This window comes from Streptomyces botrytidirepellens (assembly GCF_003721215.1).
GTDB lineage: Bacteria > Actinomycetota > Actinomycetes > Streptomycetales > Streptomycetaceae > Streptomyces > Streptomyces himastatinicus.
The window spans coordinates 16,773-31,428 of the sequence record NZ_RIBZ01000117.1 but is presented as its reverse complement, the minus strand read 5'-3'; the positions used below and the strand labels follow the sequence as shown (position 1 = coordinate 31,428).

Sequence of the window (14,656 nt, the reverse complement as noted above, 5' to 3'; positions counted from 1 at the left end):
CGCTACCCGCGGAAACGACCTCCGACCTGCGAAAACGCTGGTCGGGACGACAGGATTTGAACCTGCGACCCCTTGACCCCCAGCCGCGCGACAATTCTCCTCTTATGCTCCACTTTAAGACTCTCGCAGACCTACCGCTCCGTCAAGCTCCATACAGCGCCGTACACCGCAGCCGTCAAGTGCCAACCCGGCGCGCCTCACCGTTCGGACTCCACCTGTCACTCGACCGTCCCGCCCCTGCGCCCACATCCGGAGCACACAGCTGCACCCGCCAGCCCTTGAAGGTGAGCCACTCCAGCTCCGCACCGACCCTCCGCCCCCTCAAGTCCTTCCGCCAGCCCTACGCCTCGGACCGCCGCCCCAACAGCATCGCCACCAAGCGATCCACACTTCCCGGGGCGACCTCGTTGAGCGTCGCACTCACATTCATGCCTGGCCCGATTCGCCGTGAGATCGTCCTCTGGGCGCAGGCTCAAACTCTCCGCCACACGCGCTGGAAGCTCACCAGATAGAAACACGCTTCTCACCAGGCTGGACGTGATTTTCGGCATCCGCAGTGTCAGTGCTGCTGACCGTCCCCACCGGCGGTGCCGGGCACGGCGGGCAGCCCTTGGTGGTAGTGGATGACGTTCCCGCCCTGCACCGCGTACACCGTCCCCTGATCGCGCGCGATATTGGTCTGCACCCATCCCTGCCGACCGCTCGACGGCTGAGGGGCGGTCCGGTCGACCAGCTCGCGCAGATCCGCCGCCGCCTCCGGTTGCGCGGTGAGCAGAGCGAACAGCCTGCGCCGCCATACCGGAACCAGTTCCCGGCGCACCTCACCTGCCTCGCCGCCGTCCACGGAGTCCACCGTGCGGGCGTCCTCGTCCAGCAGCGCTACCACGCCGCTCTCGCGGTCCTGGGCATGGCGCTGGAACAGCATCGCCACACCGTCCCGGGTGCTCTGCCAGAGATCAGTGCCCATCGCCGACACGAGCGTGGTCGCCGCCCTCTCAGCCAACGCCGCCGACGATTCCGCGGTCACCGCTCCCCCATGACTGTTCCGACGCCGGCTGTTCTCACGCCCAGTCCCTGCGGAAGGTCCTGATTTCAGGGGGTCCGCTGTCGGCATGCGGCTGATCAGTTCGAAGGCGAAGGCGGCCGCGTTCCGGGAGGCCACAGGCTGCCAGCGCTCGTCGTGTGCCTCGCCCTTGTCGCCGAGCAGATCCGAGATGCCGCGGATCACCAGCGCGTCCAACTGCTGATTGACGTACGCGCCGGCGAGGAAGCCGAAGCCCTCCATGTCCACCGCGAGCGCGTCGCCCGCGCTGGCCGCGAGCCTGAGCCCGACGTCCGAGTGGTGGTGCGCCACCACCCGGCCGCCCGCTGCGAGGGGCTTCACATGGGCATAGGGGCGCGGCGCGGCGTCCCCCGAGCGGATCCGCCGCTGCCATGCGTCGCCCGCCGCCACCAGCCTGGCCAGCTGCACCAGCCCGTACGCCGACTGATAGGTCTTCTGCCGGGGCAGGAACCCGGACTCGGTGTCCTTGCCGGTCTCGTAGTCGTACACCGCGTCAGCCGCCACCACATCGCCCAAAGCGACATCCTTACGGCCGCCCGCCACCCCCACGAACAGCACCGCCCGGGGCGCGAAGACCGCCACGGCCCGCTCGACCGAGACCGCTGCACCCGGATTCCCCGGACCCGTCATATGGATGGCGACGCTCCGCTCCCCGGCCCCCTCGCGGAACACACCCAGCTCGAACAGCGCACCTCGTTCCGCCTGGACCACACGCGGATCCTCCAGATGGGCCCGCACCGCCCGGTACTCGACCTCCAGCGCGGTCAGGACCACCACATCGGCCCGCACCGCACCCCCATTGCCGCCTGCACCCATGGATCCCCCTAGGACTTCCTTTACCCACACCTTACGGACACCGACGAAATCCATGTGGCTCTGTGCACGAGAACGTCTCTGGCTCACTTCTGTAGCGCGGCCACACTGAGTAATGGCTGAGCCGCCCCGGCTGATCGGTATCGAGACCCGCCATCCCGTCGACATGCTGCCCGGCCGGGAAGCGTCGACCTCACGCTCACGCGCAGGTCCACGAATCGGTCGGCCCGCAGTGCCTTCGTTTGTTTCGCCCCCAACGAGCACAGTGCCATGACGTGAAGGGATCGCAGTCAATGTGCAGCCTGGTGGGGATTCACTGAGCGTGCCGCAGTTCGTCGGGTTTCTCGGGCATCCCGGTCGTGTTGTATGCCTCGAGCCAACCGGCGGCGAAGCGGTCGCCGCGGGTGAAGACCGCAGCGCCCCGTCGGCCCGATGACGGGTCGTCGGAGGCCGCGGGTGGGTAGTCGAGCCGGGTCGGGGTGCCGTCCGACACGTACCGGGCTGTCGTCGCACCGTTCCAGAGGCAGATAGTCGCACCATTCGGGGCGTCGACTCGCACAGAGCAGGAGTGCGGGGCGAACACGGTGCCAGTGGCGCGCTGCTTCAGCAGCGCCCGGTAGCGCTCCGGCGAGAGCGCGCTGTCGCGCGGTGGGGTTGTGCCCGTCCAGTCCGGGGCGCCGACCCCCCGGTCCAGAGCCGCACGCCACATCCGTGGTACGAGGCGGTAGGCGAGCTGCGGCGTGGCCATCCGCCCACACATCCACAGCAGCCGTCCAGCCCCGCGGCCAGGGCCGAGCGTGCGCCAGCGGATGCGCTCGGCGAGATCTGCAGCCACGACAGCCGCCCAGGGGTGGACAGTGCCGAGTTCGCCCTGGGCTCCCAGCCAGGCCAGATAGCGCTGGGCCTCGTCCAGGATGCCGGTCAGGCTGTCGGCCGGGATGCCGAGGACGTAGCCGCCGCGCGTGACGAACGCCTGCGGACTGTTGGCGACCAGCAGGAGCACCGCGCGGGCCAGGTCCCCCGGCCTCAGCCCTTCATCCCGGTCCGGTGGCTCCCGATCATGCTCCAGCCGCTCCGCCCGACCGTCGTGGCTCAGCACCCGCCGCAGCGTGGCGCGCGTCCGGTCGCTGAAGACGGCTTCCGCCAGTTCGGGCAGTCGAGTGGTCAGCAGCGTCATCAGTAACTGCTCGGCGTGGCCCGGGTCCTCCGGTACGGGCCGTTCGCGCATCCCTTCGGCCAGTTCGTATGCCGGAACGGAGTCGACCATGAAGCGGCTGGTCAGCGTGCCCAGTTCGGTCGCTTCCAGGAACTCCGTGCCCTGCGGTCCGGGGGCGGTGCGCAGGAATCCGGTCTCCGCCAGGTAGAGCACGGCGTCATGGAGCGGTTCCACGCTGTCGTGGCCTTGGTGGAAGGCGAACGTCCCGGTCCACCAGTCCTCGGCCTCCTCCAGCGAGCTCACCCGCCCCTGTACCACCTCGGCGAGGACGTGGTCGGGCAGCCGGTCGCCGATCCGCGAGCGCACGGTGTAGCCGGCGGTCAGCCGGGCCTGCCACTGCGGGCGCTCCGTTTCGTCCGCCAGCAGGAAGGCCCAGCCCTCCCGCTCACCCGCTCCCACCCGCCCAGCGCGGCCGAACATCTGCTGCACCATGGACACTTCGATCCGGGCTTGGCCGAGCCGGACGTCGCGCACGATGACAGCGCGGGCGGGGAGGTTCACCCCGGCCGCCACGGTGGAGGTCGCCACCAGGACATCGGTCTCGCGGGCCCGGAACGCCCGCTCGGCCTCGCGTTTGAACGGCCAGTCCCGGTAGTGCAGGCCCACTCCGGCGCTGGCGCAGAGCCGCTGGACGAGCTCCGTGTCGTCCGCGTCGACGCCACGGGTGGGTACGCCTCTGTCCGCGGCGAGGGCGAGCGCCGTGGCGCGCACCCCGCGCTTGCTGCTGCAGAAGACGAGCGCGCTGCCTCCCTCGTCGGTGACGGCCCGCGCCAGCCGCACGGCCGCGGCGGTGCGCGTGGTGGCCGCCCGCGTGGACCATTCGCCGTCACGCGATGCGGGGAGCATGGGAATCTGCCAGGTCAGCCGGGTGGGCCGCCATGAGGTACGGATCAGCCGGGCCCCCAGCCAGTCGGCGACCTCGTCGGCGTTGGCCACGGTCGCCGACAGTCCGACGATGCGGGTCTGGGCACTGTCCTCGCGCACCCGCGTGAGGACCGCTTCGAGTACCGCGCCGCGTGCCGGATCGCCGAGCAGATGGATCTCGTCGACGATCAGGCAGCCGACCTCGGCGAGGGCGCCGCCCAGCGATCCGTTCCGGCAGATCGCCTCGAACTTCTCGGTGGTGGCGACCCAGACGTGAGCCTCGCGGATGAGTTGGGTGTCGACGGCGTATTCGCCCGTCAGCCGGACGACTTCGAGTCCGTGCCGCCGCCAGTTCTCCAGTTCCCGGTCGAGTTCGTCGGTCAGCGACCGTTGGGGGACCAGCCAGGCCGCCTTGCGCCCGCGGGCATGGGCGCGCAGCGCGGCGACCATTCCGATCGGTGTCTTGCCCGCACCGGTCGGGGCGACGACGACCAGATGGTCGTCGCTCTCCATCACCGCCGGGACGGCGTCGACCTGGGCCGGGTTGAAGGTGGGGTGTGGCAGCATGCGGATCCAGTCCTCGGGGACGAGGTCGGTCACCGGTACATACGGGGTGTCCTCGGCGGCCGGAATGTCCTCCAAGGCGTCCCATTGGGCCTCGAACGCATCCCGGGCCGCATACGCGCCGGGACCCGCGACAGGCGCGGGCGGCATCGGGGAGCCCACAGCCGGAAACGTCAGGGCCGGGTGGGCCACCAGCCCCGTCAAGGTGCCGAAGTCGGCTACGGTGCCGACCTGTTCACTCTCCATCCAATGCCGGACGCAACGGAACGGTACGCCCCGGTCGGCCAGATGCGTGCGCAGGCCGTCGAACGCGGGACCCTCGGGGAGGATGACCCGGACATCGTCGGCCCCCGATACCGCCCCCTCAGGCGGTCGCCACGCCGGGTCGGTCACCTTGCACCACAGCAGGCCTCGCTCCTCGGGCTCCGTCGCCATCGGCAGATCCGCGGGCCAGGCGGGGCCGGGAGAGGCGTGGACAGAGGTGATGGTGACGCCGGGCTCCGTGGGGCATGGGCCGAGGAGCGAGGACGACGCCCTCGCCGGCGGCGTAGGTGCGGTCACCCCGCGCCGCAGGGCCGCCGGCGCCCTCCCCCGTCCCGCGTCCTTCGCCTCCGCGGAGCCGCGTGTTGCCGAACCCTGTGTCCCCGTCGATGGCCCCGCATCCACCGCCTGGGGCTGCGCGCACAGCTTGTCGTAGGTCTTCACACCCAGATCAGCGAGGGTGTATGCCGCAGGACAGACCGGGCAGACAACGGCCACGTAGCGATAGACCCGCCCGGCCGACTCATAGGGCCTGCGGAGCGAGTGCATCCGTCCGTCGCACTCCGGGCAGGCGCGCGGCACCTCCTCCCCGTAGCTCCATCCCGGTTCGGTGAAACGCGCTATGAGCCGGCCGTTGTCCAGGACGACGCCCCAGCGCTCCCGCACGACCTCCACAACGCTCTGGCCGAACTCGGCCGCGTCCTCCACTGGTCCCCCTCTGTCCGCGGTGTTCAGTCGACGATGATGCCGGGGTAGCAGTGATCATGCTGCCAGCCGGGCTGGATCCCGTATCCGCAGTAACAGAGTCCGGACCGGGCGGGCTTGCCCTCCGAGCGTCGGCGCAGCGCGACGGCGAGTGGCTGCCGTGCGAGCCAGGTCTCAGCGTCCTCGCCCTCCCACCGGCCGAGCGACTCGGGCGAGGTGCCGAGCCCGTCGGCCAGTTTCTCGAAGAGGACGTCGGCCCGACGTAGCAGGAACCGGAGCACGTTCCCGCAGTATTGGGCGTCCATGTCGTCAAGGCGGTGGCGGCGGTCCTGGGCGTCCTGCCAGACCTCGTCCTGGTTGAGGAGAGTCACATAGTGCTCCTCCAGTGTCCAGGTCCTGTCGTTCTCTTTGGGCACGCCGCTCAGCCGGTCCCGTACAGCCTCGTGCGCCTCACACGCTTCGCGCAGCGGCTCCTCGAACTCGGAGGGTCCTCGCGCCGCGAGCCGCCGGTAGATCTCCACGACCTCGCCGGTGACGGCCAGGGCCTCCTTCCCCTGCCCGCTCTGTGCAAGGCAGGTGCCGAGGGAGGCAAGGATCGTGGCCAACAGGGGCTCGTGGGCGGCGGGGTTGACGGCCACCAGCCGTCGGCCGATCTCGACCGCCTCCCGCAGGGCGCTCAGCGCGCCATCGCGGTGGCGCGCGCCCCATCGGTAGGTCGCGAGATTGGTCAGTGCCGTCGCCAACCCTGCCTCGTCCATCGCTATGGATCGTGTGAGGTCGGGACCGTCCATCGCGGGCCCGGCGGCGGCCACGAGCCGCCGGGTGATCTCGACGGCCCGCTCCGCGGCGGTGAGGGCCTCCGTCCAACGGCGCAGCTTCCAGGAGTAGACGGCCGTGTTGGCCAGCGCCATCGCCAGACCCGGCTCGTAGAGCGCGGGGGCGGTCGCGGCGAGCCGCTGGAAGATCCCCATGGCCCTCTGAGTGGCAGCCAGGGCCTCCTCCGGCTTCCGCGCCTCCGACATGCCTTGGCCGAGGTGGGACAGGGAGAGCGCGAGGCCGGGTTCGTACGTCGTGGGATCGGCGGCGGCCAGGCGCTCGAAGATGCCGACCGCCTCCTTCGCGGCTCGGCGGCTCGCTTCCTTGCGGTCCGCCTGGAGGGCGCGCTCGCTCAGATCGGCCAGTGCGGCGGCGAGGGCGGGCTCATACGTGGTGGGGGCGGCGGCCGCCAGCCGACGGAAAATGCCTACTGCCTTCTCGGTGGCGGCCAATGCCTCCTCCCGATGCCCCGCCCGCAACATCCTGAACCCGAGGTCCTGATACAGACGGGCGTGTTCGGCAGGGTCGTCGGTGGCGGCGAGCCGATGGCCGGTGAGGCGCTGAGTGAAGGCGGCGACCCCGGCGTCGAGGTCCACCTGACCGTGACGGGGAATGTGCGCGGCCACGGCCTCCAGGACCGCGGTGTCGAGGTCGAGGGAGGCGAGTGCGGTCAGGGCCGCACTGCCGGCAGCGACGGCCAAGGCGGGATCCGCGCGCAGCAGGGATTCCAGGTGTCGGACGGTGTGCGGCCAGCGGTGCGGCGCCGCCGCAGAGGCCAAGAAGGTCAGGGCGCGGGCGAGGTGTGCGGGCGGCGAGCCTTGTGCGTCGCGGGCGATGAGCCTGCCGGTGGCGTCAACCGCCCAGGGAAGGGTGGGGTAGCCGGTCGCCTCGTGCCCGGGGAGGCTCAGTGCCAGGAAGTCCTCGGCGAGCCGGTCGGGGTAGAGCGGTTCCAGGACGGCACCGGGCTCCTGCGGCGGGTAACAGGCGGTGTGGTCGGCCAGCAGCCGACCGGGGCGCTCCAGATCCAGACGGCTCAGCAACGCCGTGCCCTCTGAGTGTGCGACGGCCCCGGTGAGGGTGGCGGTGAAGACCACTTGGCTCATTGCGCCGGGCGGAGTCTCGAAGTCCAGGCCCTCCAGCCGGTTCTCGTAGAGCTGGGTCCAGTGCCTGCGTTCGCGGCCCAGAAGATAGGCGGACAGGCCCGCCATGTCGCTGGGGGCGCTGCTTCCCCGGGTGTGGGCGTCGACGGCCACCAGTGCGGCCATGTGCAGGGCGAGGATCAGCCCGAAGTCCGGTCGGTCCAGGTAGTCGGGCGGATCGATGACGGACGGGTCGACGAGTCCGTAGCGGGCGGCGAAACAGTCCCGGGCCACAGTGAACATGGCCTGGCGCTCGCCGAGTTCACCGGCCCGGTCCGTCAGCGGCCGCAGCGCGTGGTCGCCGGTCCCCACCGCGGCGTCCTCCAGCGCGGCGCGTACGGCGGGCCAGGGGGTGACCGAGCGGGCCAGCAACAGCAGCCGGGTCGGTAGTGGCCGGTCGAGCAGCTTGTTGCTGAACAGCCAGGTCAGGTGGGACAAGGGCCAGCGGTCGGCGTAGTCGATGATCAGCAGCAGTCCAGCGGCACCGTCGAGTCGCAGGTCCTGGCTTCCCAGGTGTGGCTGGATCGCACCGGAACCATGAGTGGCCGTGACGACCTTCCAGCCCGCCGCGGCGCTGTCGGCGGCGAACTGGTCCGCCAGCCGGGTCTTGCCCTGCCCGCCGGGGCCGTGCAGCCAGGTGGCCGCGGTGCGCGGACCGCCGCCGTCCCGCCACGCGGCCAGCTCGGCCTGCTCCCGATCGCGGCCGGTGAAGTCCACGATCCGGAAGCGGGCGTTGAGCAGGCGACTGGGCTGGGCGGTGAACCATGCGGTGTCCTGGTCCGTGGGAACGGAAGGCGGGCAGTACTCGGAGAGCAGATAGACCGGACCTCGGTCGGGGAAGACATGCAGATCGGCACCGACGACGCCGTACCCGAACCCGTTGTCGACGCGGACGACCTGTCGGGTTCCTGGGCCCGCATCACTCACTGGGCGTCCCCGGTGCCGCCTCCCGGTCCGGGAGGTGCCTGGTGCACGATGACGTTGCCGCCTTGGACCGCGAAGACCTGCCCGCCGTCTTTGGCAACGTTGTTCTGCACCCATGCGCGCTGCGTCTCGGGCAGCCGCTTCTGGACCTCGCTGATCAGTTCACGCAGTTCATCGACGGCGTCCGGGTGCTGGTCCAACAACGATTCCAGCTCCAGCAACCACACCGGAAGCAGGCTCTGGCGGACCCGCTCGGCGTCGTCCGCCCGTGCGACCAAGGCCGCGTTGTTGTCCAGCTGGGCCTCGATGGCTGCCTGCTGGTCTTCTCCCCGACGGCGGAACAACCTCGCGACTCCACCGCGCGCGGCTATCCAGGAATCGGTGGCCATGGCCCCGACCACCGTGGTTCCCCCGGCCAGAATCAGTTCCTCCAGCATCATGCCCCCTCGCCCTAGGCTCCCGTGAACGCTGCCGCGTACGGATATTGTCCATGGCGAGATCGAGTCTCGCCCTTGGGCCCTCCTTCTTGGGCCGTGTTCCACCTGAGAGGCGGACGTTCGTCCGCCTCTTCCAGGTCCGCCCGATGGTCGATTTCGACAGTCCGGTACATGCGGCCTGGGAAGCCCGCGCAAGGATTTCGGCGTTGTTCGCAGCGGTCGATCGACCGAGCAGCGTGAGGCACCAGCAGGCGGCAGAAGACCAGGTAGAGCAGTCGCAGACCCACGATCACTGATCAGGCTCATACTTGGGCCAACACAAAGCCCTAGGTCAACCACCGTACGGCGATAAAGACACCCTTCAGGGGACCACGGCGGTGGCGAGCGCGGCGAGGGCCTCGTGTGCGGACTTCACGGCGTTGGGATGCTTCAGCTTCCCGTCATATGAATCGGTGAGCGAAGCGATATAGATCTGTCCCATCACAAGCAACAAGATCCCTACCACCACCGCCCCCGGAAGGCCGGCGAACCACCTGATCCAGGCTGGTGCTCCATGCCCTCTCGCAGTGATCAACGCAGCCACTTCGAGGAAGGTCAAGACGACCAGGTTGAATGTCTGGAAGTAGAGATCAATGTCATACCAGAGGGTTTGTGAAATGGATCCATCGATGCGCACCTGATGCTGGTGACGGGCTTCCACGACGATCGCCAGAATCACAACGGGGATCACCTGGGCCAGTACCGCAGCGAAATTTTCCTCGCTCATGCGGCGATATTGGCAGGCCAGTGGGATGGAAAGGCGGAGGTTGATCGGTGAGCTTCAGGCAGCCCGGCATGGCCACACTAATGGCTGAGCCTGCTGGATTTGAAGGCAGTTGCACGCAAGTATGGCTGCCTGGAGTAAGAGAGTCCAACGATCTTGGCAAACCAGGAGAGGCCATACCTCTGAGACTGATCCGTTGTCCTGGCGACTTGAGACAGCAGAACCACGAATGGTCAGAACGCACGCCCAGGCCGTGAACTCCCAGAACCTACAATCACCCAACTGTTGGGTCTTACGCCTGATGTCGTAATCGCACGAGCCGTGTCGTACCGATGTCGTATGCGACATCGCCGTGAGACTAGCGCGTGGGTGGGTGTTGCTGCCCTGGGTGTGTGGTGCTCGTCGAGCTCCCGTTGGACTCGACGCGTTTCAGCGGTCCGTCCGTCTGTGGTGGCGGATCTTGTTGCCGTTCCTCTGTGGGCTAATCAGCCACTCCATGGATTGGGCGGCGCACAGAGCCGGCGAGCACGAGATATACGGAGGTACCAGTGAAGGCAATCGTCGCGACGGATCCGGCCGCGGAAGCAGCTGGGATCACACTCGCGGAGCGGCATGAGCCGACGCCGGCGATCAACGACGTCGTCGTTGAAGTCCTTGCGTCGGGCTTCGTCCCCGCGGAGTGGGAGTGGCCCTCGACGTGGGTCGATCGCGCCGGTCGCGATCGAGCCCAGGCGATCATCGGCCACGAGTTCGCCGGAGTGGTCACCTCCCTCGGCTACGGTACGACGGGGCTCTCGCTGGGACAGCGGGTGTTCGGGATCACGGACTGGCACCGCGATGGAACCCTGGCCGAGTACGCGGCCGTGGAGGCACGCAACCTGGCGCCGCTGCCAGGAAACGTCGACTTCACGGTGGGTGCGAGCCTGCCGATCTCCGGCCTGACCGCGTGGCAAGGTCTGTTCCAGCACGGCCGTCTTCAGGCGGGGCAGAGCGTCCTCGCACACGGCGCCGCCGGCGCAGTCGGGTCTGTGGTTACGCAGCTCGCCCGGGAGTTCGGCGCCTACGTCATCGGTACCGGGCGGGCGGCGGACCGCCAGGCGGCGCTCGACTTCGGCGCGAACGAGTTCCTCGACCTCGCCACCGAGGATCTCGACGACATCGGCGGAGTCGACGTGGTCTTCGATGTCATCGGCGCTGACGTCCAAAGGCGCTCGGCGAGAATCATCCGGCCTGGCGGGACGCTGGTGTCGGTGGTCGGGCCTGTTGAGGCTCGCCCTGTCGACGGCTTGGCGGTCGACTTCGTCGTCGAGTCCGTTCCGAGTCAGCTGGTGGAGATCGTCGACCGGGTGCGGGACGGGCGCCTTCGCACGCACATCGGAACCGTCGCGGCCCTCGACGACGCCGTCCCTGCGCTCAACCCGACCGAGCGGCGCAAGGGCAAGACCGTCATTCGCGTGCACCCCTGAGCGCCCTGGGATGAGCCAACAGCGGTGGTGGGCTGGACGACCGCTGACCTGCCCGGTGTCGGACGAGGAAATGCCACGGACTTGAGACTGATCATGGTGACACGGCCGTGAGACAACCAAGAAAGCCCAGGTCGCAAAAGATCGACATGCCGGACGCGGCGAGACCCTACAGGCTCCAGCCTAGGCCAACGCCGGAGGGAAGCGCCTGGCCAGCCCACATGCGATATTCGAACTAGAATCCGAATCATGGACGCGAAGGAGGCGTGGCGGGCCAAGGCCGGGCCGTGGGCCAGGGCCACGCTCGCGGACGGCCAGCAGCTGGACGTCGTGGTCGTCAGCCGCACCCGCACCCCGGACGGCCGCTGGTGGTACGAGTGCGAGGCCATCCTTCCCGCTCGGCACGAAGGGCCTGACGGCACCACCAAGGCCATCGGTGCGCCCACCCCGATCAGCGTCGAGGCTGATGACATCGCGTGATTCCTGGCGAGGACTACTCGCTGGTGCCGACGGAGGGGGCTGTCGCAGGCAGGCAATGGGTGGTTGAAAAAGCGCCGCACCACTCCACCCACTACCCGAACCGATCACCGAACCCGACCAGCTCACCCATCTCAACGTCCATCGACGCGATCACCTCGGCGGCCTCCTACACGAGTACCGGCACGCCGCGTGACCAGCACGGACGCAGTTCTTGGCACCTACAACGTTGATGAGATGGCGCTGGTTCCAGATCAGCGTCCGGTCGAGGAGTTCGCGTCGGCAGGTCGCTACCCAGCGTTCCATCACCGCGTTCATCCGCGGCATCATTACACCGGTGCGCACGGTCTGGGTCCCCGCGTCGGCGAGGATGCGTCGAACACCTGCGGGTACTTCCCGTCCCGATCGCGGATCAGGAACCGTGCCCGGCACCTGGCGTCCTCCAGGTCCATGACCAGATTGCACGCCGCCTGGGCAACCCATGCCGCAGTCGGGTGCGCGGTCGCGCCCAGGACCCTGATGCGACGGCTGGACTGCTCGATCACCGTCAGCACATATAGTCTCGCGCCGGTGAGGGTGACGGTCTCGAAGAAGTCGCACGCCAGCNCGCGCCGGTGAGGGTGACGGTCTCGAAGAAGTCGCACGCCAGCAGGGCATCGGCCTGTGAGCGCAAGAAAGCGGCCCATGTCGCGTCCGTGCGCTGCGGCGCCGGGTCGATTCCTGCGGCGCGCAGGATCTCCCAGACCGTCGAGGCTGCGACCTTGATCCCGAGCACTGTGAGCTCGCCGTGTATCCGGCGATACCCCCAGGTCGGGTTCTCCTGCGCCAGCCGGATCACGAGTAGCCTGATGGACCGGACCGTTCGCGGCCGACCCGTGCGTTTTGGGCGTGAACGCACGGCGTGCCTGCGGCGCAGCAGGTCGCGGTGCCAGCGAAGTACGGTGTCCGGCGTCACCAGCAGTCGAAGCCGACGGAGGCGCTGCTTGGGAAGGCGATGGAGCAAGGCAGCGAGGAAAGTGCGGTCCTCGGGCGCGAACCGCGGGCGGACTCCGCCGAGCTGCCACTCCAGCACAGCGAGTTGGTGCCGCAGCGCCAGGATCTCCACGTCCTTGTCCCGGTCGCTCAGCGGCAGCAACCGTAGTGCGGCGAAGGCGTTCGTTACCGTCAGATAGGCCAGGCGCAGTAACACAATTGATCATTATGTCGGTCAACGCTGACGCGCCGGAACACCGCCCACCCGCCATCGGCAAGACAACGTGATCCATTCTTTCACCTGCACGGATGGACTTTTCGGCACCCACAACGCCCTGGCTGCTCCAGCGGGACGAGCGAGCCCTCTGCCACATTGACCAGGGCGCTGGTAGAGAGGCGCCCCGTGCTCGCCCGCCGGGACGGTCCTGGCCGCCGCCGTCCCGGGCCAGTTCGCGGGAGCTACCGTGAGCTGACCCGCAGGGCGAGATGGTGCTCTCCGCGTAGGCGGAGGGGAGCTGTCGGGGGGCGGCATGGATGATCGAGGGATGCTTGTCTGTGTGCCCCGGCCAAGGAACGCGTACGGACAAGTCCCGCACCCGCAACGGCTGACAGCAGCACCCCACCGACCCATGGAGCTCCTGTGTCCCCTACGGCCACCGCGGCCGCCCGCATCGCACTCGTGGTCCTCTACACCGACCACTTGGAGGAAAGCCGCGAGTTCTACACAGCCCTGGGCCTGCCCTTCGTTCGTGAGCAGCACGGCAGCGGCCCGGTCCACTACTCCACCACCCTTTCAGACGGCATGGTGATCGAGCTCTACCCCGCCACCGCCAAACGGCCCGCCAGCAGCGCCCGACTGGGCTTTACCGTGGATGGCCAGACCTTCACTCCGCCGCTGGCTTCCGGACGGCATGTGGTGAAAGATCCGGACGGACGGATGGTCGAGCTCTACGCAGCCTGTTAGACGAAGTACAGCAGTACTTCGCCGGCTATTCGACAACCCTGATCCTAAAGGTGAAGATCGGCGGGACCCTGACCAGTCCAAGCGGTCCAGCGCCCGGCGTCGGCGAAGGCGTGCAGCGCCGCCGCGCGGACGCCCAGGGCCAGGCCAAGGCGGCGGTGGTCGGAGGGTGCCAGTCACAGCTTGAAAACCATTCCCCGCCAGGTCCACCCTGAGTCGAGGACTGTGTTGCGCAGGGGATCCTTCATCTCCCGCGAGTCGAAGCCGAATGTCTGAACCCTTTGCTTGCGACCGTCGGACCCCTGCTCGTGGGTCCATCGCTTGGAGATCGTGGTCGTCGGCCCCCGGCTGTACTTGCCCGAGGTGGCGACCTTGGGGGTGGTCCCGGCCCATGTCACCTCCCACTGCTCGTCGAGGGTGCGCACCTCGCGCTTTTCCGGGACCAGACGCATCCGGATGCGAAATTGCCGGTCCAGCTCACTCCGGGCGAAGAAGGTCTGCCAGGCGGGTTCCTGGAGCCGCCACTCCGCCACCAGGTCAGCCTTCTCCGCGGGGCGGGCTTCGCGTACGACGAACGGCACGTCCGGCCCGTTGAGCGCGAGCAGCGCGGCCCGCACGTGAGTGGCGGGCAGCGGTGCGGCCTCACGGTCGGGGTGTTGGGTGCCGGTGTATTTGTCCCAGAAGCGGCCCATCGCTACGCCTCCGCCCGGGTATCAGGTCGAACCGTGCGCAGGAACTCTTGGAAGTCACCCACGACGCTGTCTTCCTGCCTGGTGGTGGAGGTCAGGATCAGCCGGACCACCGCCCGCTTGTGCGGACTGTTCCCGTCCACCATGGCCAGGTAGACCTGGGACTGCACGAGGTCGCGTCGGGCGCCGTCGGTGACGGCCGACAAGGTCAGCCTCTGGGCCAGGCCGGGCGCGGCTTCGGAGCCGAGCTCGCGGCGGCTGGCCACCACCACCGATTCGGCAACCTCGTGCAGGCGCTCCACCGCTTCGTCGGCCATGTCGGCCAGCGTCGCCTCGTCCGGCCGGAAGCCTCCGTCGATGGTGATGTTGGCGGTGAACCCGGCATCCGGCTGCGAATGCAGCGCAAGGAAGGCCACCCCGGGGGCGCCGGCCTCGTCCGCAGGGGCAGGTTGCCAGCCCTCCGGCAGGCTGAACTCGATCGGCACCGGCAGTGTTGTAGGCACCTCACGTCCTCCTTCCATGGGGAAGT

Annotated in this window: 10 protein-coding genes; 3 read left to right on the top strand and 7 right to left on the bottom strand. The window is 68.7% G+C overall.

Annotated elements, in window-relative coordinates; genetic code table 11:
• Positions 1-559: 559 nt before the first annotated feature.
• From EEJ42_RS09235 to EEJ42_RS09210, 5 genes are all read right to left on the bottom strand, one after another.
• Complete coding sequence (locus tag EEJ42_RS09235) at positions 560-1,879, bottom strand: 5'-methylthioadenosine/S-adenosylhomocysteine nucleosidase family protein (RefSeq protein WP_184503008.1); 1,320 nt, start codon at positions 1,877-1,879, stop codon at positions 560-562.
• Positions 1,880-2,189: 310 nt separating this feature from the next.
• Complete coding sequence (locus tag EEJ42_RS09230; protein WP_342778265.1) at positions 2,190-5,489, bottom strand: DEAD/DEAH box helicase; 3,300 nt, start codon at positions 5,487-5,489, stop codon at positions 2,190-2,192.
• A gap of 23 nt (positions 5,490-5,512) precedes the next feature.
• The gene (locus tag EEJ42_RS09225) at positions 5,513-8,368 is read right to left on the bottom strand and encodes an ATP-binding protein (protein ID WP_184503007.1); all 2,856 of its coding nucleotides are present in this window, start codon (positions 8,366-8,368) and stop codon (positions 5,513-5,515) included.
• A complete protein-coding gene (locus tag EEJ42_RS09220; RefSeq protein WP_123099480.1) occupies positions 8,365-8,805 on the bottom strand; it encodes a hypothetical protein in 441 nt (146 codons plus the stop codon). Before EEJ42_RS09220 ends, EEJ42_RS09225 begins: the two co-directional genes overlap by 4 nt.
• A 358-nt stretch (positions 8,806-9,163) precedes the next feature.
• Positions 9,164-9,568, bottom strand: coding sequence for a hypothetical protein (locus EEJ42_RS09210; RefSeq protein ID WP_148081905.1), 405 nt, complete (start codon positions 9,566-9,568; stop codon positions 9,164-9,166).
• A 545-nt stretch (positions 9,569-10,113) separates the two neighbouring features.
• On the opposite strand from EEJ42_RS09210, the gene EEJ42_RS09205 reads away from it, so the two are divergent.
• From EEJ42_RS09205 to EEJ42_RS09185, 3 genes are all read left to right on the top strand, one after another.
• Positions 10,114-11,031 (top strand): NADP-dependent oxidoreductase, encoded by a 918-nt coding sequence (locus tag EEJ42_RS09205; protein WP_123099477.1) that lies wholly within the window; start codon positions 10,114-10,116, stop codon positions 11,029-11,031.
• A 246-nt stretch (positions 11,032-11,277) separates the two neighbouring features.
• Entirely contained in the window at positions 11,278-11,508 is a 231-nt protein-coding gene (locus tag EEJ42_RS09200; protein WP_184503006.1) for a hypothetical protein, read from the top strand.
• A gap of 1,648 nt (positions 11,509-13,156) precedes the next feature.
• Positions 13,157-13,441 carry a VOC family protein gene (locus EEJ42_RS09185; RefSeq protein ID WP_246096268.1) on the top strand — a complete coding sequence of 95 codons (285 nt, stop codon included), beginning with the start codon at positions 13,157-13,159 and terminating at the stop codon, positions 13,439-13,441.
• A 173-nt stretch (positions 13,442-13,614) separates the two neighbouring features.
• Here the strand turns inward: EEJ42_RS09185 and EEJ42_RS09180 are convergent, their stop codons facing one another.
• Together EEJ42_RS09180 and EEJ42_RS09175 are read right to left on the bottom strand one after the other, a co-directional pair.
• The gene (locus EEJ42_RS09180) at positions 13,615-14,130 is read right to left on the bottom strand and encodes a hypothetical protein (RefSeq protein ID WP_123099475.1); all 516 of its coding nucleotides are present in this window, start codon (positions 14,128-14,130) and stop codon (positions 13,615-13,617) included.
• 2 nt (positions 14,131-14,132) lie between these two features.
• Positions 14,133-14,630, bottom strand: coding sequence for a hypothetical protein (locus tag EEJ42_RS09175; protein WP_123099474.1), 498 nt, complete (start codon positions 14,628-14,630; stop codon positions 14,133-14,135).
• Positions 14,631-14,656: the final 26 nt, after the last annotated feature.